The organism is Pediococcus pentosaceus, assembly GCF_001437285.1.
Taxonomy (GTDB): Bacteria; Bacillota; Bacilli; order Lactobacillales; family Lactobacillaceae; genus Pediococcus; species Pediococcus pentosaceus.
In genome coordinates this window covers 12856-33257 of sequence record NZ_JQBF01000007.1, presented here as the reverse complement: position 1 = coordinate 33257, position 20402 = coordinate 12856, and the positions used below count along the sequence as shown (strand labels likewise).

23 protein-coding genes are annotated in these 20402 nt (G+C 35.1%); 9 read left to right on the top strand and 14 right to left on the bottom strand.

The features are described 5' to 3' along the window. Positions 1–41: 41 nt before the first annotated feature. On the bottom strand, positions 42–380 hold the full coding sequence (locus tag IV86_RS07250) for a hypothetical protein (protein ID WP_061812747.1): 339 nt from the start codon (positions 378–380) through the stop codon (positions 42–44). Between the two features lie 354 nt (positions 381–734). Here IV86_RS07250 and IV86_RS08770 point away from each other — a divergent pair, with 354 nt between their 5' ends. Both IV86_RS08770 and IV86_RS07245 read left to right on the top strand, forming a co-directional pair. After that, a complete protein-coding gene (locus tag IV86_RS08770; RefSeq protein ID WP_011672827.1) occupies positions 735–854 on the top strand; it encodes a putative metal homeostasis protein in 120 nt (39 codons plus the stop codon). A 70-nt stretch (positions 855–924) separates the two neighbouring features. After that, positions 925–1839, top strand: coding sequence for a metal ABC transporter solute-binding protein (locus IV86_RS07245; RefSeq protein ID WP_011672826.1), 915 nt, complete (start codon positions 925–927; stop codon positions 1837–1839). A gap of 163 nt (positions 1840–2002) precedes the next feature. Here IV86_RS07245 and IV86_RS07240 read toward each other — a convergent pair whose 3' ends face one another. Both IV86_RS07240 and IV86_RS07235 read right to left on the bottom strand, forming a co-directional pair. After that, positions 2003–2749 carry a LytR/AlgR family response regulator transcription factor gene (locus IV86_RS07240; protein ID WP_056979466.1) on the bottom strand — a complete coding sequence of 249 codons (747 nt, stop codon included), beginning with the start codon at positions 2747–2749 and terminating at the stop codon, positions 2003–2005. An 18-nt stretch (positions 2750–2767) separates the two neighbouring features. Further along, the gene (locus IV86_RS07235) at positions 2768–4066 is read right to left on the bottom strand and encodes a sensor histidine kinase (protein ID WP_232625449.1); all 1299 of its coding nucleotides are present in this window, start codon (positions 4064–4066) and stop codon (positions 2768–2770) included. A gap of 437 nt (positions 4067–4503) precedes the next feature. On the opposite strand from IV86_RS07235, the gene IV86_RS07230 reads away from it, so the two are divergent. Next, positions 4504–4686, top strand: a complete 183-nt coding sequence (locus tag IV86_RS07230; protein WP_011672822.1) for a class II bacteriocin — start codon at positions 4504–4506, stop codon at positions 4684–4686. A gap of 14 nt (positions 4687–4700) precedes the next feature. Continuing rightward, positions 4701–4979 carry a bacteriocin immunity protein gene (locus IV86_RS07225; protein WP_002834213.1) on the top strand — a complete coding sequence of 93 codons (279 nt, stop codon included), beginning with the start codon at positions 4701–4703 and terminating at the stop codon, positions 4977–4979. A gap of 379 nt (positions 4980–5358) precedes the next feature. Here the strand turns inward: IV86_RS07225 and IV86_RS07220 are convergent, their stop codons facing one another. The 6 genes from IV86_RS07220 to IV86_RS07195 form a co-directional block, all read right to left on the bottom strand. After that, positions 5359–6117, bottom strand: coding sequence for a ChbG/HpnK family deacetylase (locus IV86_RS07220; RefSeq protein WP_056979493.1), 759 nt, complete (start codon positions 6115–6117; stop codon positions 5359–5361). Between the two features lie 2 nt (positions 6118–6119). Further along, positions 6120–7571: a PTS transporter subunit EIIC gene (locus tag IV86_RS07215; RefSeq protein WP_002834217.1), complete on the bottom strand. Its 1452-nt coding sequence runs from the start codon at positions 7569–7571 to the stop codon at positions 6120–6122. Positions 7572–7597: 26 nt separating this feature from the next. Continuing rightward, complete coding sequence (locus IV86_RS07210) at positions 7598–8428, bottom strand: PRD domain-containing protein (protein WP_056979464.1); 831 nt, start codon at positions 8426–8428, stop codon at positions 7598–7600. 34 nt (positions 8429–8462) lie between these two features. Next, entirely contained in the window at positions 8463–8954 is a 492-nt protein-coding gene (locus IV86_RS07205) for a PTS sugar transporter subunit IIA (protein WP_029257622.1), read from the bottom strand. A 469-nt stretch (positions 8955–9423) separates the two neighbouring features. Next, positions 9424–10467 carry a zinc-binding dehydrogenase gene (locus IV86_RS07200; protein WP_002834222.1) on the bottom strand — a complete coding sequence of 348 codons (1044 nt, stop codon included), beginning with the start codon at positions 10465–10467 and terminating at the stop codon, positions 9424–9426. Positions 10468–10487: 20 nt separating this feature from the next. Beyond that, positions 10488–11348 (bottom strand): aldo/keto reductase, encoded by an 861-nt coding sequence (locus IV86_RS07195; protein WP_029257620.1) that lies wholly within the window; start codon positions 11346–11348, stop codon positions 10488–10490. A gap of 152 nt (positions 11349–11500) precedes the next feature. On the opposite strand from IV86_RS07195, the gene IV86_RS07190 reads away from it, so the two are divergent. Further along, positions 11501–12376 carry a LysR family transcriptional regulator gene (locus tag IV86_RS07190; RefSeq protein ID WP_002834224.1) on the top strand — a complete coding sequence of 292 codons (876 nt, stop codon included), beginning with the start codon at positions 11501–11503 and terminating at the stop codon, positions 12374–12376. 88 nt (positions 12377–12464) lie between these two features. Here the strand turns inward: IV86_RS07190 and IV86_RS07185 are convergent, their stop codons facing one another. Both IV86_RS07185 and IV86_RS07180 read right to left on the bottom strand, forming a co-directional pair. Next, positions 12465–13250, bottom strand: coding sequence for a glucose 1-dehydrogenase (locus IV86_RS07185; protein ID WP_002834225.1), 786 nt, complete (start codon positions 13248–13250; stop codon positions 12465–12467). Positions 13251–13345: 95 nt separating this feature from the next. Next, entirely contained in the window at positions 13346–13930 is a 585-nt protein-coding gene (locus tag IV86_RS07180) for a hypothetical protein (protein WP_002834226.1), read from the bottom strand. 397 nt (positions 13931–14327) lie between these two features. Between IV86_RS07180 and pnuC the strand changes: the two genes are divergently transcribed. Next, a complete protein-coding gene (pnuC, locus tag IV86_RS07175; protein ID WP_036673223.1) occupies positions 14328–15080 on the top strand; it encodes a nicotinamide riboside transporter PnuC in 753 nt (250 codons plus the stop codon). Between the two features lie 94 nt (positions 15081–15174). Here the strand turns inward: pnuC and IV86_RS07170 are convergent, their stop codons facing one another. The 3 genes from IV86_RS07170 to IV86_RS07160 all read right to left on the bottom strand — a co-directional run bounded on the left by IV86_RS07170 (position 15175) and on the right by IV86_RS07160 (position 18408). Further along, the gene (locus IV86_RS07170; protein WP_002834228.1) at positions 15175–16200 is read right to left on the bottom strand and encodes a choloylglycine hydrolase family protein; all 1026 of its coding nucleotides are present in this window, start codon (positions 16198–16200) and stop codon (positions 15175–15177) included. A 126-nt stretch (positions 16201–16326) separates the two neighbouring features. Then, positions 16327–17211: a zinc ribbon domain-containing protein gene (locus IV86_RS07165; protein ID WP_133281351.1), complete on the bottom strand. Its 885-nt coding sequence runs from the start codon at positions 17209–17211 to the stop codon at positions 16327–16329. Positions 17212–17232: 21 nt separating this feature from the next. Further along, a complete protein-coding gene (locus IV86_RS07160) occupies positions 17233–18408 on the bottom strand; it encodes a serine hydrolase (RefSeq protein ID WP_056979463.1) in 1176 nt (391 codons plus the stop codon). 161 nt (positions 18409–18569) lie between these two features. On the opposite strand from IV86_RS07160, the gene IV86_RS07155 reads away from it, so the two are divergent. From IV86_RS07155 to IV86_RS07145, 3 genes are all read left to right on the top strand, one after another. Continuing rightward, positions 18570–18947, top strand: coding sequence for a GntR family transcriptional regulator (locus IV86_RS07155; RefSeq protein ID WP_002834231.1), 378 nt, complete (start codon positions 18570–18572; stop codon positions 18945–18947). Next, positions 18940–19644, top strand: a complete 705-nt coding sequence (locus tag IV86_RS07150; protein ID WP_002834232.1) for an ATP-binding cassette domain-containing protein — start codon at positions 18940–18942, stop codon at positions 19642–19644. The genes IV86_RS07155 and IV86_RS07150 overlap by 8 nt, the downstream gene beginning before the upstream one ends. 147 nt (positions 19645–19791) lie before the next feature. Further along, a complete protein-coding gene (locus IV86_RS07145) occupies positions 19792–20388 on the top strand; it encodes a histidine kinase (protein ID WP_232625450.1) in 597 nt (198 codons plus the stop codon). Positions 20389–20402 lie beyond the last annotated feature (14 nt).

Here is a 20402-nt window from a genome sequence, read left to right as displayed (position 1 = left end):
TTATTTTATCTTAATTATTACGAAATTAATTTTAATTCTACCTATTTTGAAGTATCCAGATAATCATCCCACGCAACTACTTTATTATCCTTAACAGTAGCAATCGACAAGAAATTCATATCAGGTATACCTGGTTTAAACCGCACAACGTATTGCATGATAATAGTCGTTTGACCAGGTGTTGAGAGATCCTTATATAAATTAATAAACTCAGCGGAAGATCCTGAATTAGTATTCTCTTCAAGCCACTCTTTATATTTTAATTTGCCCATTTCCTTTGGCAAATTAGGAAAATAGTAATTAAATTTAAATACTGCGTTTTCATCCACTGCATCCCAAAAAGTTTCGGCATCAACGTGGTCTTTTAAACCCTCCATCATTAAATCAAAAACTCCCATAAAAAGCTTATGTATTAGTTATTTTAGTAATTTCTGATACTGTGATCCTCTCAAAGTTCTAATTTTGTAGTTGTTTAATAAATGTAGCCATAATTAGCAAAAAAATTTGACAATTAAATGTTAATATTCTAATCTAAATAGTAATCATTACTATTTAGATTAGGAGGTGATCTAATAATGTAAATTTTTATCATTTATTTAGCGATATGAAGAATTAAGCATAAGTTGTATAAGTCTTTTAGTATTTATTTTGAATTTTCATAAATATGCTTTTGATGCAAATTTCAGAAATACATAAAGCAGTTGACCATAGATCACTTTATTAAGGAGAAAAACATGAAGAAAGAAAATCAATCAAGTGCTTATAGGTACTTAAAAAGCCCTAACGTCAAAACTAAAAGAAGAGCTCTAAAAATTATTAAAGAAATTAAAAAAAATAGGACTAATAAAAGATAGTACTTTTTATTATTTATACTTTTATAGATTTATTTGGCATACATTATTAAATTTAAATTTAGGAGTAGATATGAAAAAATTAATAAAATTTGTAACGCTAGTATTCGCTTTTACCAGTACCTTAATACTAATGGCTGGCTGTTCTCAAAATAATTCGTCTACTAAAGATGGAAAAATAAAAATTACCACAACCACCGATTTTTATGGTGAAGTAGCGAAAGCTGTGGTCGGTAACAAAGGAAAAGTGACATCTGCCATCAATGATCCCAATGTTGACCCTCACGATTATGAGCCAACTTCTAAAATAGCGAAAAAGGTAACCAATTCTGATGTATTAATCGCAAATGGAGTTGGTTACGACGGTTGGATGGATAAGTTAGCCCAAAATGCACATAAAGCTACTTATATTAAAGTTGGGGAAGATCTTTTAAATAAACGAGAAGGTGACAATCCACATTTATGGTACAATCCACAAACTATGCCTCATCTTGCTAACGATTTAGCAAAACAGTTTGGTAAATTACAACCTCAAAATAAAAAATATTTTAAAGTTAACGCAAAAAAATATATTAAGTCTTTAAATGCAGTTAATCAGCAAATCAAGGGTATCAAAAAAATTACTAATAATACTAAGAATAAAAAAGCTTACGTGAGTGAACCAGTTTTCGATTATGCCTTAAAAGCTGTTGGATTTACAGTAGCGGATACTGATTTTGAAAAGGATACAGAAAACGGTGTCGACCCATCTCCAGCTACTATTAAAAAGTTACAAAAAAATATTAAAGAGCATGATATTTCGCTATTCGTTTTCAATAAACAGGTAGATTCAAAGGTAGTTAATAATTTGGTCAAGTTAGCAAAGAAAAATGATATTCCTATACTCCCTGTCACAGAAACCTTGCCCAAGGGAGAAACTTATAAATCATGGATGCTTAGCCAATATAAACAACTTCATAAAATAATTAGCAAAATAAATCAGGAATAATAGCAAAATTATATATAGTACCTGCTAATTCCGTGGAAACAAGGTACAAAGTATAAAAAGGAATCCATCACTGAGTGAGTGATGGGTTCCTTTTTATACTGCATTAATCAATTTTGTATAATTATGAATTCTCATTTGAACAACTTAAGAAAAAATTTTTCTCTTATTTGTTAGCTAGTATACGTCGTTTTAGTTCTCGTGTCTTGGTTATTGAACACTTGCAGCTTAGAGATGAATCAAAATAAATCATCTTTGTTGAAGCATTGTATTCCGATATATTTTTTATATTAATTAAAGCTGATCTGGAACAACGAAAAAGCTCGGTGTATTTCTTTTCGTAGTCTTGGAGCCTTCCGTAAAATTCATATTTACCACTTTTGGTAAATAGATTTAGTCGATGTGGGATTTTAGCAGTTTCAAGTATTAAAACATCATCTAAATCAAAATTGAACACTCTTACTCCAATACTGAAATTAAAGATTTTTCTTTTTAAATTTTTACGTTCATCTGAACGAAGCCTTGCTAAATTGAGAGTTTCATAGATTTCATCTCGTATTTTTTCAAGGGGGTTATCTTTGCTGATGAATCCTAAAGCTTCAACGCGTCGCTTTAAAGTTAATGAAGCCATTTCATTGTGACTAGTAATAAATATAATTTCAGATTGCACATCTAATTTTCGGATTTGTTCGGCTAGATCAATACCATTCATACTAGTTCCTAAGTCAATATCCAAAAGGTAAATACCATTTTGAATATTATGACTTTTAAGATAATCTAAGCACTTTTCAGGATTGGGAGTACTAAATGATTTATCAAAATCTTCTTCATGGAAAAGAACAAAATTTTTAATAGTAGTACTAATCGCATGAAGTTGAGTTGGGACATCTTCACAAACAATAATTGAATACATAACTACCTCCTTTCAATATTAATTAATAATGATCTGGGTAGTAAATTGGTAGTTATTAGAGGAAAAATGAATAAATAAATTAGGATACTTTTGCTTCAAATCTTCTACAATGGACAGTCCAAGTCCGGAATGATTGGATTTACTAGAAAATCCGATTTTTATTAACTGGTTGATATTGGAGGCAGAATGCGCAACCGTATTCGTTAAAGTAATTTCAGTTGTATTATCAACATTTTTATAAATTAGAATGTCAATATTTTTTTCTGAACTTTCACCGGCTTCTTCAATAGCATTGTCTAATAAAATACTTAGTAGCCGAACGATATCAATAATATTTAAATTAATTTGGTTAATTGGAGTTTTACATTCGAAATGATAGTGAATTTGGGACTGTTCCATCGTAAAAAATTTATTAAGTAAAAGGCTTTTTACATGAGTATCCTTAATATTTTGAATATCTTGATAATCATCTGTATGTTGTTGGAGTTCAGAATCGGAATAAAGTTTCAATTTTGATAAATATAAAATCAAACCTTCATTGTCCCCTTCTTTAGCGAGTTCGGTGATGCTTAACAATATATTTTTATAATCATGTTTGAATTTTCTAAGTTTTAATTGATTTTGTCCAAGTTGCTTAGTATAGGTTTGTAAATTATCAAGGTGCTGTTTTTCTAGTTTGGATTCATATCTCTGACGACTTCGAAGATTTAAATAAATAAAAAGGCCCAACATTATTAAAAATTCGATGATAACAAAAATTAAAACTCCGTTAATAAACGTATCAAACATTCCATAGTGGTGCGCAAGAACGGTAAAAAAGTAAAGGATCGTTTGAAATATAATTTGTACAACTACCAAAAAAAATTGGGTACTACGATCCCACAATTTAGAATTGTCGATTTTTTTTATATATATACCAAGTGTGGATAACATAAGAATTTCAAAAACACTTGTTACAATCATGTTTTTCCAGTCATAAAGTTTAGTATGGAAAAGTGTATTTGAAATACTGGACGCTACTAGCCCAGAAATATTAACTATTAGATAAGATAGCAGCAAGTTATTTAATGTAAGCCAATCATAGTGTGCTATTTTAAAAACTGCATAATAAATCGGGATAAAAACATATATAACATTGAACGGTAAGAATGCATATAGTACAAAAAAAAGAGGAATTGAACTTAGTCCCACTATAATTTTTGGGGTGAAAGTAGATAAATGATGTGCATAATTTTGTAGAAATGAAAAAATGATATAAAAACTAAAAAAATCAATAACCCCTTCGAAAACGTAAACCTTAGTATCTACTGAAATCAAATCCAAACTCCCCTTTGAAGTAGAAAATTAACCACAATGTCTAAACAAACTAAAAATACAAGTAGTAATATTTCCCAGCTTTTCTACTGTGAAAGCCATTTAAAAATTCCCACTAATAACTTTTTGGTCGCTTCTAACTTTAATTTCTTTTTTATGCCTCCTTAAAATTAAGGTCATTATATTTTGGTTTTTAGTGTAAATCATGATTCCTTCTTGAATAGTCGTTTTTATGTCCTAAAGTAACGTTTTGTTAAAAATAATTTTTAAGACATATCACTTTGAACCTAATTTTATAACTTTTTACAGAAACAAAAGTTATTTTTCTTTTAAGAAGTAAAAACACTACTTTAGGAGTGATTGAACTTTTATCTAACATCTTCGTATAAAATACAGGTTGTTTAAAATAAATAAGCTAAATTTTTAAGGAGGATTCTGAGATGACTGAAATTAAAGTACTAAACGATAAGGAACTAAAAAATGTCGTAGGAGGAAAGTATTACGGTAACGGAGTGCATTGTGGTAAAAAGACTTGCTATGTGGACTGGGGACAAGCTACAGCTAGCATTGGAAAAATTATAGTGAACGGATGGACACAACACGGGCCTTGGGCACATAGATAACGGGAGACGTTATTATGAAGAAAGCAGACTTAATTAATGCAATTGATGAAACTTATAAAGATGAAGAAGTTAAAAAAAATCCCGATATAAGAGAATTTTTGTTAAAATTTGCACAACAATTGAGCGAAGGACGGGATGTGGGTCTTATATCGGTAAAATTAAGTAATGCAATTACGGACTATTCCCTAAAAAATGATTTTATTATTCCAAAAGCATTGAGTGATTTGTATGCGATAGCGGCGAAAAATGCTGAGAAATATCGAGGAATAATGTCGACAAATATTTGGTTATAAACAATTTAGAATATCACGTCGGCAGAAATTTCAGTGTCTTTTTTACTTATCGATTACCAATCAATGTGTGAAAAAATTAAACTGATTAGTCAAGTTCTGTAACCAACAATTGTCCAATTATTTTTTAAGTTTTGAAGAGTTTAGAATTGTGAAGAAAATTTATCCGACTTCATTTTACTGATAAATACAGTTGGAATTTTCTTGAAGTTATCTTAATTTAAATATTCTATTTTATGTCAAAACATCTAAAAGTGAGTCTTCAAGATGATCAATAAATTCACCTTGAGGGCTCACTTTTTAAGTTGCTTTAGCTGGCCTAGAAAATTATGGTTAAGTTAGTTATGTGCATCCATACAACATTTATAGATCTCATAAATAATTAAATTTCATTATATTTAATTAACCTAACCTGGTGTTGGTATAACCAAGCACGGACTTGTGGATCAGTCAGCATTTCTACTTCTTTAGTACGAGGTGTGGTTAAACTTGAGTGTTTTAATAAGTAATCATCTAAATATCCTGGGTGACATATCATCATTGGATATTCTTCATCACAACTAGATAATACAGCTCGTTTCAACGTTTGATAAGGATTATAATCCTTATTCATGCTTTCCATAAAAACATGTAAACTGTGTCCCTTGAATAATAAACTCGGTCTACCTGAATTTAAAGTAACTTGCAATAAATTTAATTGATGGCATTTCGCAACAACTAAAAGTCCTTTAAAGAAATTATCACTAACCACTGCATGTCCTTCAAAATAATCAGGTTTTCGACCAACCAATTCTATAAATTTTTGATATTGTGCTTCAATTTCTAAAATAACCTCATCTAAATTAACAAAGTCATTGGGAGCTTTTCGATAATCTGCAGAGCTAAGAAAAGCACCATCATCATCAACAACACTCGGAATAAATTTAGGATTTAGTAGAGGTCGTCCTGAACTTATAACTACATGTAGCCCTAGACAAACTTTTGTATCTCTGATCATAGACAATCCGTCCAAGATTGTAGGCATGTTAACCATCACGCCTACATTATTAATTATCCCTTTATGAACAGATCGTTCAATACCTATATTAACTGCGTCTGAATAGCCTAAATCGTCTGCACGAATAATTAGTTTTGTTTCCACCATTATGCCTCCACTAATTTAATTTGTTCATTTGATTGTTTATTAGTTTTAGATTCGATACCAATACTGTATGTTGCAATTGCAGCTACTACAAACGCAATTGTTCCACTAATTACTCCATTTACCAAGTTATTGGTTTGCCCTCCAACATATGTTGTTAGAGACAAAAAATTTGCAACAGGAACCATAACATAAGCTGTAATCGCAGTCATACCAGCATATAATCCACCGCAAAAACCGCCAACCATCATGCCTATAAAGGGACGTTTATAACGTATTGCTAAACCGTATAATCCAGGTTCAGTTACGCCTCCTACAAAGCTAGCAATTAAATAACTCCAAGCAAGTGCTTTTTGATCTTTATCTTTAATTCGTAAAGCCGCACCTAGACACATTCCAGCAACCGACATGCTGGCAGCAACTGCACCAAGGGTTACAAAGTTCTCGTGTCCCGATTGAGCAAAAATCATCATCATGGTTGTAAGCATCAGCAAATGCATTCCCGTCATAACTAAAATTTCCCAAAAGGCACCAATTACACCAACAGCAATAATCGTCGGCAAACCTCCTAATTTCCCGAATGCCAAGATTCCAGCACAAATGTAATTGCCAACAACATTTCCCGCTGGCCCTAAAATACAGAGCATAATTGGTAACATAACAGCAATCGTTAAGGTGGGAACCATAATCGTACTAATTGATTCAGCAGTATGCTGCTTGAAAAATTGTTCGATATAAGACATTACCCAAACAGCTAAAATAATGGGAATTACTGTACTAGAATAATTAATTAATGGCATAGTAATACCAAAAATATCAAAAGGCTTACCAGCTTTTACAATTTGGATTAGGTTCGGATCAATTACAATTGCTCCTAAAAACATCGCAATAATTCGAGAAGTATTGAATTGCTTAGACGCCGTATAACCTATGACGATTGGTAAAAAATAAAAACCAGCGTCACCAACAAAAGTAAAAAGCTGATACAACGTCGTTTTAGTTCCGATAAAGTTGAGCATGTTGGGACCCAAAATAGCGCCTAACATTTTAAATACCGATGCAGCCACCATCATCGGAATTAATGGTGTCAAACAGCCCGCTAATTTATTCAAAATGTTGTTTGCAATTGATTTGAAAGTTAATTTCTCTTTCAAGTTTTCATCTAAACCATCTTCACTCGAAGACGATTGAGTTAAATCACCCGTTTTTAGTAAAAAATCATACACTTTATTAACAGTTTGTCCAATGATAATCTGGTATTGTCCCCCGGTTCGATTAACACCGACTACCCCTGGAATACTTTGAATATCATTATCATTGGGAATACTTTCATCTTTTAAATTAAACCGTAAACGTGTCATACAATGGGTAACTGACGAAATATTAGCACTCCCCCCGACTGCTGATAACAAATCTTTTGCTACTTGTTCATAATATTGATTTTTATTTTTCATATCCTAGTGCCTCCACTGAATGATAATTAACCTTTATTAACAATGCGTTTAACATAAATCATCAAATAATATAATTCATCATCATTACTGACAGTTCCAAGTTGATCATCAATGTAGTCTGCAATTTGCTTAGCTGCCAGGTAAATTCTTGGTTCATCTAGCTTCATCACATTAAATAATTTCAAATTATTATTCTTAGAAATTTGTTGGTGTTCATTCAAGCGTTTAATGTAGTATCGTAAATGCATAATAAATCTGTTGTAACTAAATTCATTTTTGCTAATAGTTATTTCAAATTCTCGTTCGATAATTTTTGTAGCTATCTTTATAATTTCATCATCTGCTGTTACCTTTGGGTTAGTTACTAATTCCGTTGTTTCAGAATTTACGAAATGCATGGCTGTTGCTGTGACCTCCGAGATTGGTAATTCAACATCTAAACGCGAGTTAATTAGCTTCACAGCATAGTAACCCACAGCTGTTTCTTGAGGATACAATTGCTCTACATCATATGAAAAAGGGAGTGCCATTCCTTGGTACTTAGTTAATCTTGTGATAGCAAAATTAATATGATCTGCTAAACTAAAAATCATGTTCGGATTAAGATTTCTCAAAATAAGTTTTTGAGCCTTATCGGTAATTGCGGCACTTACATCAAAAATTTCGGTCGGAATTTCTTTTAGTAATTGATAATACTGATAATTTAATTTATAAAATGTCATACTCACTTTGTTCATATCAGTCAGCTCATATGGTACTTTTGGAAAACCCAGCCCTTTTCCAAAAGCAACTAGCTGTGCTCCATTCCGATCCAAACAGACCACCACATTATTATTTATTTTTTTCACCACCAGCATCTCATTTACACCTCCTTACCTGCTTAAATATTACTTACGCTTGTTTGAGAACCAATGTACCCAAAGCAAGTTGTTGATTAAGCTTGCTGCCAAGCGGTATTTCACCTGTATAGCCTTCCGTAAAGACAACCATCGTCGTCAAATCAAAATCCTCTGCATCCAACGTTGCTCTGTTAATTGTTGCTATTTGGGCTCCCACTTTAACCTCTTGCCCCACTTCAACGAATGTTTTAAATCCTTTTCCCTTTAAACGAACTGTATCTATACCAATATGGACCAATACAGATATTCCTCGTACCTCATCCGTAATTCCAATAGCATGTTTACTCTCAGGTAATGAAACAACTTTCCCGCTAATAGGCGCAACAACCTTATTCGCATTATTGGTTGGTTTGATAGCAAATCCATCACCCATCATTTTTTGTGCAAATACTTCATCTGAAACAGCTGTAATTGGTATGCAAACACCTTCGATAGGGGTAGCTACAACAAAAATATTACTTTTCTTTTTTGTAATGCCGAACATTCTTACCACTTCCTTAATACAAAAAAACTCCTTGCGACACCCATTCCACCCGTATATTTCAACAAGCAAAAGGTAATGCCTCAAAGAGTATGAGTTACAATCCTTAGTTTCAATTTTAAAAAGAAAACGTTTTCGGAACTATATTAACACTTATTCTATTTTTTGCAAACTATTTCAAATGATTGGCCTCCAGCACAGAGGAGCAGTTGTTAAGAATCACCCCTGAAAAGACGAATAGTTATCCACTGAAGGAATCGTTAAATCTATTACCGGAATTGAAAATCCTTAACTTAAAATTGACTAGAGATATTAACGAAACCAAATATCATTTTCACTTGGATAATGTAGTTAATTGTGGGCGTTATTTCAGAAACGATAACTGCCAACTAGAAGCTCTTTCCACCGTTCTATTGAACTTCGTATAATCACCTTTTGAGCTAACAATGTTAAGCAAGCTATAGAAATGCTTTTATTTATCTGAAATTACCAGCAATGCTTTAATTACTTGACGATTACTCATTGCTTCGTATGCATCTTCTATATGATCTAGATCAAAACTCTTTGTAAAGACTTGACCAGGGTTGATTTCACCATCTAAAACAGCTTGCAAAAGAACTTCTTTATCAGGTTTTGTAACTGAAGCAATCCCGCCACGAAGACCCACGTTTTTCCAGAATAATTGGTTAGATTTAGGTTCTGATTGAGGAACCCCTACTCTTCCAATTACGGCGCCTGGACGAGCAATTTGACCTGCTTGTTCGATTGCACTAGTAACACCCACACATTCTAAAATTGCGTCCGCTCCGGCATTTTCCTTCGTTAACTTCAAAACATCTTGGATAGCTTCATCGCCACGTGTATCTACGATATCAGTGGCACCAAAGGCCTTACCTAACTCAGCACGGTCTTCATGGTGACTCAAAAGGATAATCTTGCTTGCTCCAAGCAACTTAGCCCCGATTACTCCACATAATCCAACGGCTCCATCTCCGATGACAGCGACTGTTGAGCCCGGCTTAACTTCAGCACTTTGGGCAGCATGATAGCCAGTTGCCATAACATCAGAAAGAGTTTGGAATGAAGCTAATTGCGCATCGGTATAATCTTCTGGTTTACCCGGAATTTTAACCAATCCTGAATTAGCTGGTTCATACTTCATGTATTCAGCCTGGTAGCCACCGTTATCGCCGGATTTACGATTCAAACAATCTCCTTCAAAACCATTCAAACAAGCTACACAATGACCACATCCATGCGTAAACGGCACGACCACGAAGTCGCCAACTTGAATGTTATCAATGTCTGCACTAGTTTCTTCCACAACCCCAATGGCTTCATGTCCGATAAAAGTACCTGTCTGACATTCAGAAATTCCACGATACCACCATAAATCTGAACCACAAACACTAGCCCGTACAATCCGAATAATTGCCTGGTTATCACCATCAATTTGGGGTTTAGGTACTTCTTTAACTTCAACTTTACCTAGTTCAATAAATACTGCTGCTTTCATCTGTTAAATTCCTCCTAAAATTATTTACGTAATGCTTTTAAGCTTTCACCAAAAATACTTACAATGGCTTCTGGATCACGGTGATCAAAGAACTGACTTTCGTTTTTATCTAAACTACTCATCTTTTGCATATCATCATCACTCAATTCAAAATTAAAAACATCTAAGTTTTCAGCCATGCGTGTCTTATGAACTGACTTGGGGATTACCACAATTCCGCGTTGGAGGAGCCAACGTAGGATGACTTGTCCGTTCGCTTTTCCATATTTCTGACCAATTTCAGCAATCGTTTCATTTGAGAAAATGTTATGCTTACCTTCCGCAAAGGGAGCCCATGCTTCAACTTGAACATCTTGACTTTGAGCAAAATCAACTGCTTCGCCTTCTTGGTACCAAGGTGAAACTTCGATTTGATTAAGTGCTGGCTTAACATCTGACATTAATTCCAGATTCATCAATTGATCTGGAGCAAAATTAGATACACCGATTGACTTAATTTTACCCGCCTTTTGAGCTTCAATCAAAGCTCGCCATGCACCTGCTGTGTCACCATAAGGTTGGTGAAGCAAGTATAAATCAATATAGTCCAATCCTAATTTATTTAGTGAATCTTCAATTCCTTGTTGCGCTTTTTCATAGGTGAAATGATCCACCCAAAGCTTAGAAGTCACAAAAATCTCACTGCGATTAATACCGCTCTTCTTGATCGCGGCACCCACCGCCTCTTCGTTGCCATAAGCAGCAGCCGTATCAATTAGACGATAACCTGTATCAAGTGCATCACTCACGGCTTGTTCGGCTTGGCTCAAATCGGAAACTTGGAAAACACCAAATCCAAGTTGAGGCATTTGGTTGCCATCATTTAACTTTACATATTTCATAACTTTGTATCCCTTTAAATTTATATATCCTATTTATTTACACTATCTTTAAGTACTTTCTAGTATAGGGGGGTAATTACCATATAAAAATTACCAATCAAGTATGTTACTATGCATTTATGGAATAGTGAAAGGAAGTAATCGAATTGGCAATGAACCTTGATTTACTAAAAGAGCTAGTAGCATTTCAAAGATACGGTACACTAAGCTCGACTGCTGAGCATTTAATGATTACTCAACCCACCGTTACTCGGGGAATGCGCAGATTAGAAGATGAATTAGGTGTATCACTTTTTGATCGCCGAGTTAGTAACCACATCAAATTAAATGAAACTGGTGTTTACGCGGCTACAGAAGCAGCCAAATTATTGAAAGCAGAGCGGGATTTTACCGAACGAGTATTAAACTACCATCACTTAAATCATGAAATTGTAATTGGTTCGGTTGCTCCTGGTCCAGTTATCCTACTAGAAAACTCCGAAATTTCATCCCCTGCTAAAGTTAAAATTAATTTTCAAAATGTTTTTCCTGAAAAAGTTGCTGATAATCTTAAAAATCTTAAAGAGAAGCTAATTTTTACCAACCAAGAAATTATGACCGATGAAATCGAGTCAGTTTATTTGGGTGTGGAATACCTTGGAGTAGAAATTGGTAAATCTAATCCACTATCTAAAAAAACATCCGTAAACTTCGACGATTTAGCCGGAATGAGTTTCCTCGTGGTCCAAGATACTGGCCCTTGGCAAGCAATCGTAGAAAATAATATCCCTGATGCTGCTTTCTTATACCAAGCTGACCTCGATGCCATGAGTGAAATTAGTCGGAATTCTAAATTTCCCTATTTTTTCTCCAACTTATCACTAGTTAGTTCGGCCACCATTGAGCGCTCTGATGGTGGCGAACGCGTAGCCGTACCCATCGACGATCCTCGTAATCATCTTGAATTCTACGGTTCATATTTAAAAAGTAACCGTAAACTCGTCCAACCACTTTTAAAAGAGATTAATAAAATTTGGCCGCAAAATTAATGGCGGCCAAATTCTCGCGATGATTAAACATCAATATTCATTATTTTTAAGACCGTTCGCGGTCTTTTTTATTTACCTAATGTGATTCTTAACCTTGTCCATCCTTGAAAGCTGGGTAAAGCGTCATTCCACCATCGATAAATAGTGTAATACCAGTTACATAACTGGATTCGTCAGATGCTAACCATGCTGCACCCGCAGCTACTTCTTCAGGTTTACCAATCCGGTCCATGGGTACCATGCTGACTGTTTGATCATATTGTTCCTTATCAGCAAATTTTTCGGCATTGATGGGAGTATTAATCGCTCCGGGTCCAATGGCATTTACGCGAATATTATCCTTGGCGTATTCCATCGCAATCGTTTGAGTGAACAATTTTACGCTTCCCTTAGCTGCTGCATAGCTAGCAAAGGTAGGCCAAGGAATTTGTTCATGCACGGAAGACATGTTAATAATGTTTCCCTTTTTGTGGTTCTTCTTAAAGTAGGCTAAAGCAGTACGTGAACCTAAAAATACACCAGTTTGGTCAATTGCCGTTACTTTATTCCAATCTTCTAACGATACTTCATGAGTTGGTGATTTAATTTCCATCCCAGCATTATTAACCCAGACATCTAGGTCACCAAATTTTTCAAGCGCCGTTTCAAGTAATTGATTAACGCCTGCTTCCGTAGCGATGTTAGCTTGAACCGTCACGGCCTCGCCACCAGCACTAATTACTTCGTCGGCGGCCTTTTGAGCTCCGTCTGGATCACTATTGTAGTTAATGACCACTTTCATTTTTTCTTGACCAAAACGTTTAGCGATGGCTGAGCCAATACCTTTGGAACCACCCGTAATTACAGCTATTTTTCCTTGTAAGTCTTCATACATAACGAATCTCTCCTTAAGTACTATTTTGGAAATAGTCTCTTTTCCTTATAACTAAGACTAAAACATTTTTTACCCAAAAAAGCACTTAATACGCCTTATTCCACTTCAGATCGCCCAGCAAACTTCTCTACCAAAACCTGCTTCAACATTTCATCTTCACTACGATGGTCATTTGGATTAAGCTGCCGTTGATTATTTTCCGTTAAAACTACGATTAAAAATTCGATTAGTAAGGCTCTTTTCCCCGAAAACCAATCAAAAGCAAGCGTCCCAGCTGCTGATTTAAACAATAAAAAATCATTTCTCGAACTGTTAATTGCAGTATCACCCGTTCTCGACACTACTAACCGATCTAATTGAGGGTGTTGAATCACATACTCGTAAACTTGATTGAAAAAATCCATACGTTCACTGGTATCTAGTAACTTTACGTTAAAGCCTGCATGACTTAGGTTGCGGAAAGTACTTTGCTGAAAAAATTCTCGGGGTAAAAAGAACATCTGTCGACCACCCAAAATGCGAGATTCCACCTTTGCTTGATTATTATGGGGTACATCAACCAACATTTCTTTTTTATCACCGTGAAAATTAATAATTTGCATCCCGTTAATGGCGTCTATTGGTAACTGCGCGCGCTTTTGCTCTTGCCCCGCTTGGTTCATAAAGATGATTTGTAGCATACCATTATATGTTTTTTTGCGTCAATACTTACTTTTAAGAATCAAAACCATCAACGCCATATATTATTGGGCTTAACAAGGTTTGTAACATTTTTCCATTTGTACATAAAAATATTTTTATTGTACAAATTTTTCGATTTTTAGTTTCTAAATTTACTTTTGGAAGTTTAACAAAAAAATTTAATACATTTTCTAAAATGAAATTCTCAATAAGCTCCGTCCTAATCCTATTTACCCTTTAAAATACTATTTAACCCCCTTGAATGGACACAAAGAAAACTTCGCATCCCTCATTTAAGGAGCGTATACTAGTTTAGTACTACTTTTTTTTGCAACCTTTTCAGCCTGAATCACCTTTCTACCGGGCTAATACAAATCATAGAAAGAAGGAATTATTTTGCAGAGTACACAAGACACAGATTTTAGTTACAATCCCGAATCACCAATGCGGGTTTTCAACCTTCATTGGTACAAAGACCAAATGTCGGGTTGGATGACTTCTAGCTACATTTTATTAACTTTTGGAGTTTTATTTCTCCTAGTTACCGGTTTATATCACAACCTTAATGCACTAGGAATTACATCCACTATTGCCGGCGTGATCGGCTTCACATGTACCCTAAGTATCACTAATGGAAAACCCATTAACGGGATTTTAGGTTTTGTGTCCGCAATCATGTTGATTTACGTTGCTACAATTACTGGTAATTTTAGTGATGTAATCATGCAAGCAGCTTACATCGTTTTATTAGATATTCCCGTGGTTTTCAATAAACACTGGAATAGCAGTGAAGGCCTCGTTCCACGCTTAATGTCTGGGAAATATATCGTCCAAACGATAATCACTTTTTTAATTTTCTGGGCCTTAACTTACGGATTAGACACCATTATTTTGACTAGTCCACGTCCTATTATTGATTCATTGAGTGCCACTTTAGGATTAACAGGAGCCGTTTTAACTGTTCGTCGATTCCGTTCAACTTATTATTTCTGGCTTGCTCAATCTATTATGAGTATTGCGCTTTGGAGTATGACAGCTCTTTCTGGTCATCCTGTTTGGGTACTATTCTTCACTTACTGCCTCTATCTCTTAAATGATATTGTAGCATTGGTTTCTAGCAAATGGTTCCATCCAGACCAAAATAAATAACAAAATAAATAATCTAAAGACCTCGTTGGAGGTCTTTTTTTGTACAAAAAAATTGCACCGAGAATGAGAACTCTGGGTGCAATTTTATATTCAATTAAATTTCATGAATATAGTTTCCAGTGTCAACCTCATCAAAACTAATGGTAGTGGCTATTTGATTTAAACACTTAGCTGTAATAGCCAGTCCTCGACCAGTTTGAATGTAAACTTTACGTTGTTTCAAATCATATCCTGACCAATAACGTGTATAATCTGACAAAATGTCTTCTGAAGTATTGCGCTCCATCCCTCGTGGAATTATAACCGGTCGGAAAGCTGCATAAAGTTGAGCAATCCCATCTTCGGCTTCAAAATCATCCATTAAATTAGCAACCATAAAGCTTCTCACTAAACGATCGGGTGATGTATACGTTCCTGGTAAGCCGGTTAAGCCATATCCCGTTCCGCCTTCAATTGGATTTAATGTTACGCCATTTTTATAGGTTTTAGGTTGTTTGATATTAAGATCATTTAAAGCAATATAATTACGTAAATTAACGGTGTGCCAGTTATATTCAGGGCTGTTAGTGACCACTCCCACTGAATCATAAAGTTTGAAGGAGCCATTATTTACAGGCTCGAGCACTACTCCATCGCCGCTCTCATCAACAAAGCTATAGTGAAGTGGGAATGAAATCGAATGACCATTGAGCATTGTAGGTTGATCCACTACCGCGAAATTTTGATAGTTTTCACGGATTTCTTTAACGCTCTTAAAGTGCGTTAATACGTACGTTACGAATTCTGTATTCATCACTGGAACCTGTTGCCGTTGTTGGATATTTTCCAATGTATCGGCGGTACTCTCAAATAATACTTGAAGGTCACCGGCTAATCCATGCTCGTTAATCCCGTCAAATAAAATGGGCGTTCCACCTATACCAATCCCCATGGCAGCATAGTCTGCTTGCCAATTTGCAAGTTGGCTGTCAATATCAACGCCAGCTGGAATCGTTGTAATCATTCCACGGGCTCCTAAGTCGTGTTCTGGATCTTCGCCAAACATTGGTAAAGCTAAATCCATGGTTCTCCCCCAAAAATGTTCTCCATTTTTAGCCGTAATCTCAATATTAGTACACATTTAATTGCCTTCTTTCAATAATTCTAACGAAACCTTTATACCATTTTTAACTTAAGAATAAAAACATTAGCCCCTCTAAATAAAAAAACTTAGAGAAAGTTTTTAACTTCCACTAAGCTTGATACTTTAAAATAAATTATCGAAAGTACTAAACACACTACCGAAGAGGCCTGTAGCATAACTTTCAGCATTTGGAACAATCATGTAACGAACTAAAATATAAATAACTAGTGAAATCACCAATTGAGCAATCACTACCACATAGATTCGATCAATTTTATATTTCACATTTTTATCAAAGAAAGTCGCTAAAAATCCTGTACTAAATCCTAGAGAAGCCAAGGCGAGTAATCCAACTACCAAGTTAAGGCTTCCAAGGTCTGTACGACCTTCACTCAGGTTGTTAATAATCGTTTGAGTACTAAAAATAGTTATCACTAAAGCCACAACCGAGAAAATAAGTGTGTAATTAATAAAATGAGCAAATTTGTTGGTATACTCAATGATTGAAGTTTCACTGTCTTCTGTACTAAGAAGTTTTTCAACTGAATAACCAATGACAATGTATAAAGCGTAAATGATAGCGATAACTACTAATAGTTTAAAGAACATTCCAATGGTGAAGGGATTATCCATAATACTTTCCGTATTAACGCCATAGTGACTAGTAGTTTCGCTAAACTTACCAAAAATTTGTCCTCCTGGAATTACGACGAATAAGGCACCGATAATAGAAAATAAGATGAACGTTGTCATTCCATAAAATGGATGAGCATCATTTTGAGTTTCAAACGGTTTTTGAATTGAAGTCTTTACCCAATTCCAATAGTTTTGCGCATATTGCTTAGTTTGTTGAACACGTTCGTTTACAGCTTCCTTGTCGACATTGATTTTATTTTCTGGATTTTCTGTAGTGGCTGACGCAGTATTTGCTGCCACTGCAGTTCCACAACTCGTACAAAATTTATCCTCAGCTTCTAGTTGTGCTCCACAATTAGTACAAAATTTCATTTCTAACATCCTCCAAATTTATTATCCTAATAATCCGTCATACATAACCGATCCAAAGCTATTCATTTTCTTAATCTGTTCATCACGACTGCCATCTTGTGACATTACTACGATAACGAAAGAGCCTTTATTATTACCGAAAATAGCTGCATCATTCTCAACACCATAGTCATCAAACTCCCCAGTTTTGTTATAAACCGTGGCTTCTTCCGGTAAATCATGCGGTAATTTTGTATGATTATTATTCTTCTTTAAAATATCTAGCATGGCATTGTCATACTTGGTTGATACCATCTGATGATTGTAAATTTTCTTTAAGACCATCCCTAAATCTGCAACTGATGTGTAGTTATCTTTTCCATCTTTAAGGGCGTCTGTATCCATCAACATTCGTTCAAGCTTGGTATCCTTAGCACCAATTTTCTTAATTTGAGTGTTAACTTTGTTCATCCCACCAAGTTGGCGAATAACGATGTTAGCTGCAGTATTATCACTGTCTTCCATCATTTCTTCCAGTAGATCTTGTATTGAAATTTCTGTACCACTACTCATATTACGGATTTCACCCGTTCCGTTGACCTTATCGGAATCTTTTAGAGTGTACTTATCATTTAAGTTCAATTTACCTTCATTAACTTGCTGATAGGCAGTGATTAAAATAAATAGTTTGATATTACTAGCTGCTCGTTGCGCTTTACTGTTGGAAACAACTTCTTCAGTAGAATCTGTCGGTGAAACGTATACGGAGGTTTCACCCTGCATATCTCCAAAAGCGTCGTCAATCGTACCTTGAATGGTACTCTTTGGAAAATCAATGGTTGATTTTTTCGAAGCTTTCGAAGGAGCGGAATATGAACTCGAACTGCTGCTTTTATCCGCTACTGAACTACTTACTGGCTGAGTTGTAGATTGATTATTTTTATAAATAAAGAATCCTCCACCGATTAAAACCACTAGTATCAGTGGAACTGCCCACATCCACCATTTAGGCCCGTGTGGCTTTTCACTACGTGTTCCAACTTCATTTTGAAGTTCAGAATTTGTTTTAACTTTTGTTTCAGCTTGCGGTTGAACTTCGGAAATAACTGGTTTATCAACCTTTACAGGTTGGGACTGGCTGGTGCGCAACGTCGTTCCACATTTAGAACAGAACTTAGCACCCTGCTTATTCTTACTACCACAATTTTGATAAAACATGGCTACTCTCCCGATTTTTTATTTCGACACTATACCCGTTAATTTTATCATAGTTATGCTCGTAGTTATGCAATCCTTTCATTATTTTTAGTTAACTCTTGCTAAATCTCTCAAAAGAAGTTATAGTGTATTAGAAAACTAGTACACAAAGGAGGAAAGTTATGAAGTTTGATGATAAGATTCCAATTTATTACCAAATAAAACAATACATCTATAAAGAAATTATTATTAACCACCTGACCCCAGGATCTAAAGTTCCAGCAGTTCGGCAGCTAGCATTAGACTTGGCCGTTAACGTCAACACGGTTCAGCGCTCATTAAGAGAGCTAATCAGTGAAGGCGTTTTGGAATCCCAGCGCGGGAAGGGTAATTTTGTAACTACTAATCCAGAGATTTTGAACAACTTACGCAAAAATATTGTCGAAGAACAACTTTCTTTAATGTACGATCACCTAGCCAGCCTCCAACTGACCCCAGACGAGATGATTCAAGCATTAACTGAATACGTGAACAAGAGAAAGGAAACGCATCATGGCTAATCTACTAACAATTAATCATTTAAGCTATTCTCGTAATCTCCAATTAATCCTAAAAGACCTCAATTTAGAGCTTCCGTACGGGCAAATTGTAGGCTTGTTGGGTACCAATGGTGCTGGTAAAACGACGTTAATGCGTTTGATTGCTGGTAATTATATTGATCGTAAAAATTCTATTTCCATTAATACAGAAACCAATAGCGCAGTTCGCAAATCTTTAGTTAGTTTTACCGAACAAGTCGGTGGCTGGTCGGGCCATCCTCGTATTTTCAAAATTGGTAATTTTTATGATGCTTTATATGAAGATTTCAACCTCACCACTTTCAACCAATTACTTTCAAATCTCAACTTGAGCCCTGACCAACGTGTTAATCAACTTTCTAAAGGGAATTTCCGCAAGTTAGTAATTGCTGTTACGCTTGCTCGTCAAACTGATTTGTACCTATTAGATGAACCTTTCGACGGGATTGACAGTATGACTCGCAAAAAAATCATCTCCAGTATTATTCAATGGAAGCCTGAAAATGCGACGGTTTTAGTCAGCGATCATCATGTCGGTGATATTGCTAACCTGCTCGATCAAGTCGTCATTATTAAGGACCAACATGTGGCTGCACAAGAAGCCGCAGACACTATTCGTGAAACCCTTGGTAAAGATATTGAAACTTACTACGAAGATTTTTATAGAGAGGAGCTTTAAGATGACCACTTTCTCACAATTAACGAAAACAATGTTAAAACCCGAGTAAATCTTATTCATAAGGTCTTTGGCATCTATCTACTAGTTACCCTAGTCACTTGTTTCTACCAAACCTTAATTCATGGACTTAGAATAACCGACTGGTTAATGTTTAGCTTTAGTTTCGGTGTATTGGCCTCATTGGTACTGGCCGTTATTCTAGCAGTTAAACAAGAACGGGTTTGGACGGCTCCCCTCTACCGACTTTTACCGCTTTCGGAAACTAAGCTATATATCGGTAATGTACTTACAAACTTTTTTAGTTGGATTTACTTTGAAATTCTGGTAGTTCTACTAGCGTTCATTATGGGTCCTACTAGTTTTGTCAAAATTCTTCAAACCATGAATAATGGTAGCTTTTTAGAATATGCAGTAGGGGCCGGAATCATTTTGATTTTTCCAACCTTCATTTGGTGCTCAGTCAGTTTAGTTCACTTACTAACGAATACCTTTAGTGATTTTCTACCAATAAATATTCAACGCATTTCTCGAGTCGTTTTAATCATTGTTCTTGTATACGGATTAGGTAAAATAAGTAATTTAGCAACAAACTCCTTTACCATGATTTTTGCTTCATCTCAAGCTACGTCGGATGCTAGCTTCTATCTATCGTTTATTTATCTAATCCTTACTACTATCGTTGTTTCAATTATTAATATCTACCTACTTAAAAACTGGGTTCAAGCTACTCCCAAAACAGCATAAATAAAAAAATAGTC

Bases quoted from the DNA above. Each gene is read 5' to 3' on its own strand.
- IV86_RS07245 (WP_011672826.1), top strand. From the start codon at position 925: ATGAAAAAATTAATAAAATTTGTAACGCTAGTATTCGCTTTTACCAGT.
- IV86_RS07170 (WP_002834228.1), bottom strand. From the start codon at position 16,200: ATGTGTACTAATATTGAGATTACGGCTAAAAATGGAGAACATTTTTGG.
- IV86_RS07185 (WP_002834225.1), bottom strand. From the start codon at position 13,250: ATGTATGAAGACTTACAAGGAAAAATAGCTGTAATTACGGGTGGTTCC.
- IV86_RS07145 (WP_232625450.1), top strand. From the start codon at position 19,792: ATGTTTAGCTTTAGTTTCGGTGTATTGGCCTCATTGGTACTGGCCGTT.
- IV86_RS07240 (WP_056979466.1), bottom strand. From the start codon at position 2,749: ATGTATTCAATTATTGTTTGTGAAGATGTCCCAACTCAACTTCATGCG.
- IV86_RS07200 (WP_002834222.1), bottom strand. From the start codon at position 10,467: ATGAAAGCAGCAGTATTTATTGAACTAGGTAAAGTTGAAGTTAAAGAA.
- IV86_RS07225 (WP_002834213.1), top strand. From the start codon at position 4,701: ATGAAGAAAGCAGACTTAATTAATGCAATTGATGAAACTTATAAAGAT.
- IV86_RS07195 (WP_029257620.1), bottom strand. From the start codon at position 11,348: ATGAAATATGTAAAGTTAAATGATGGCAACCAAATGCCTCAACTTGGA.
- IV86_RS07160 (WP_056979463.1), bottom strand. From the start codon at position 18,408: ATGTTTTATCAAAATTGTGGTAGTAAGAATAAGCAGGGTGCTAAGTTC.
- IV86_RS07205 (WP_029257622.1), bottom strand. From the start codon at position 8,954: ATGTTCGGCATTACAAAAAAGAAAAGTAATATTTTTGTTGTAGCTACC.
- IV86_RS07210 (WP_056979464.1), bottom strand. From the start codon at position 8,428: ATGCTGGTGGTGAAAAAAATAAATAATAATGTGGTGGTCTGTTTGGAT.
- IV86_RS07165 (WP_133281351.1), bottom strand. From the start codon at position 17,211: ATGAAATTTTGTACTAATTGTGGAGCACAACTAGAAGCTGAGGATAAA.
- IV86_RS07155 (WP_002834231.1), top strand. From the start codon at position 18,570: ATGAAGTTTGATGATAAGATTCCAATTTATTACCAAATAAAACAATAC.
- IV86_RS07180 (WP_002834226.1), bottom strand. From the start codon at position 13,930: ATGCTACAAATCATCTTTATGAACCAAGCGGGGCAAGAGCAAAAGCGC.
- IV86_RS07215 (WP_002834217.1), bottom strand. From the start codon at position 7,571: ATGAAAAATAAAAATCAATATTATGAACAAGTAGCAAAAGATTTGTTA.
- IV86_RS07150 (WP_002834232.1), top strand. From the start codon at position 18,940: ATGGCTAATCTACTAACAATTAATCATTTAAGCTATTCTCGTAATCTC.
- IV86_RS08770 (WP_011672827.1), top strand. From the start codon at position 735: ATGAAGAAAGAAAATCAATCAAGTGCTTATAGGTACTTAAAAAGCCCT.
- IV86_RS07190 (WP_002834224.1), top strand. From the start codon at position 11,501: ATGAACCTTGATTTACTAAAAGAGCTAGTAGCATTTCAAAGATACGGT.
- IV86_RS07250 (WP_061812747.1), bottom strand. From the start codon at position 380: ATGATGGAGGGTTTAAAAGACCACGTTGATGCCGAAACTTTTTGGGAT.
- IV86_RS07230 (WP_011672822.1), top strand. From the start codon at position 4,504: ATGACTGAAATTAAAGTACTAAACGATAAGGAACTAAAAAATGTCGTA.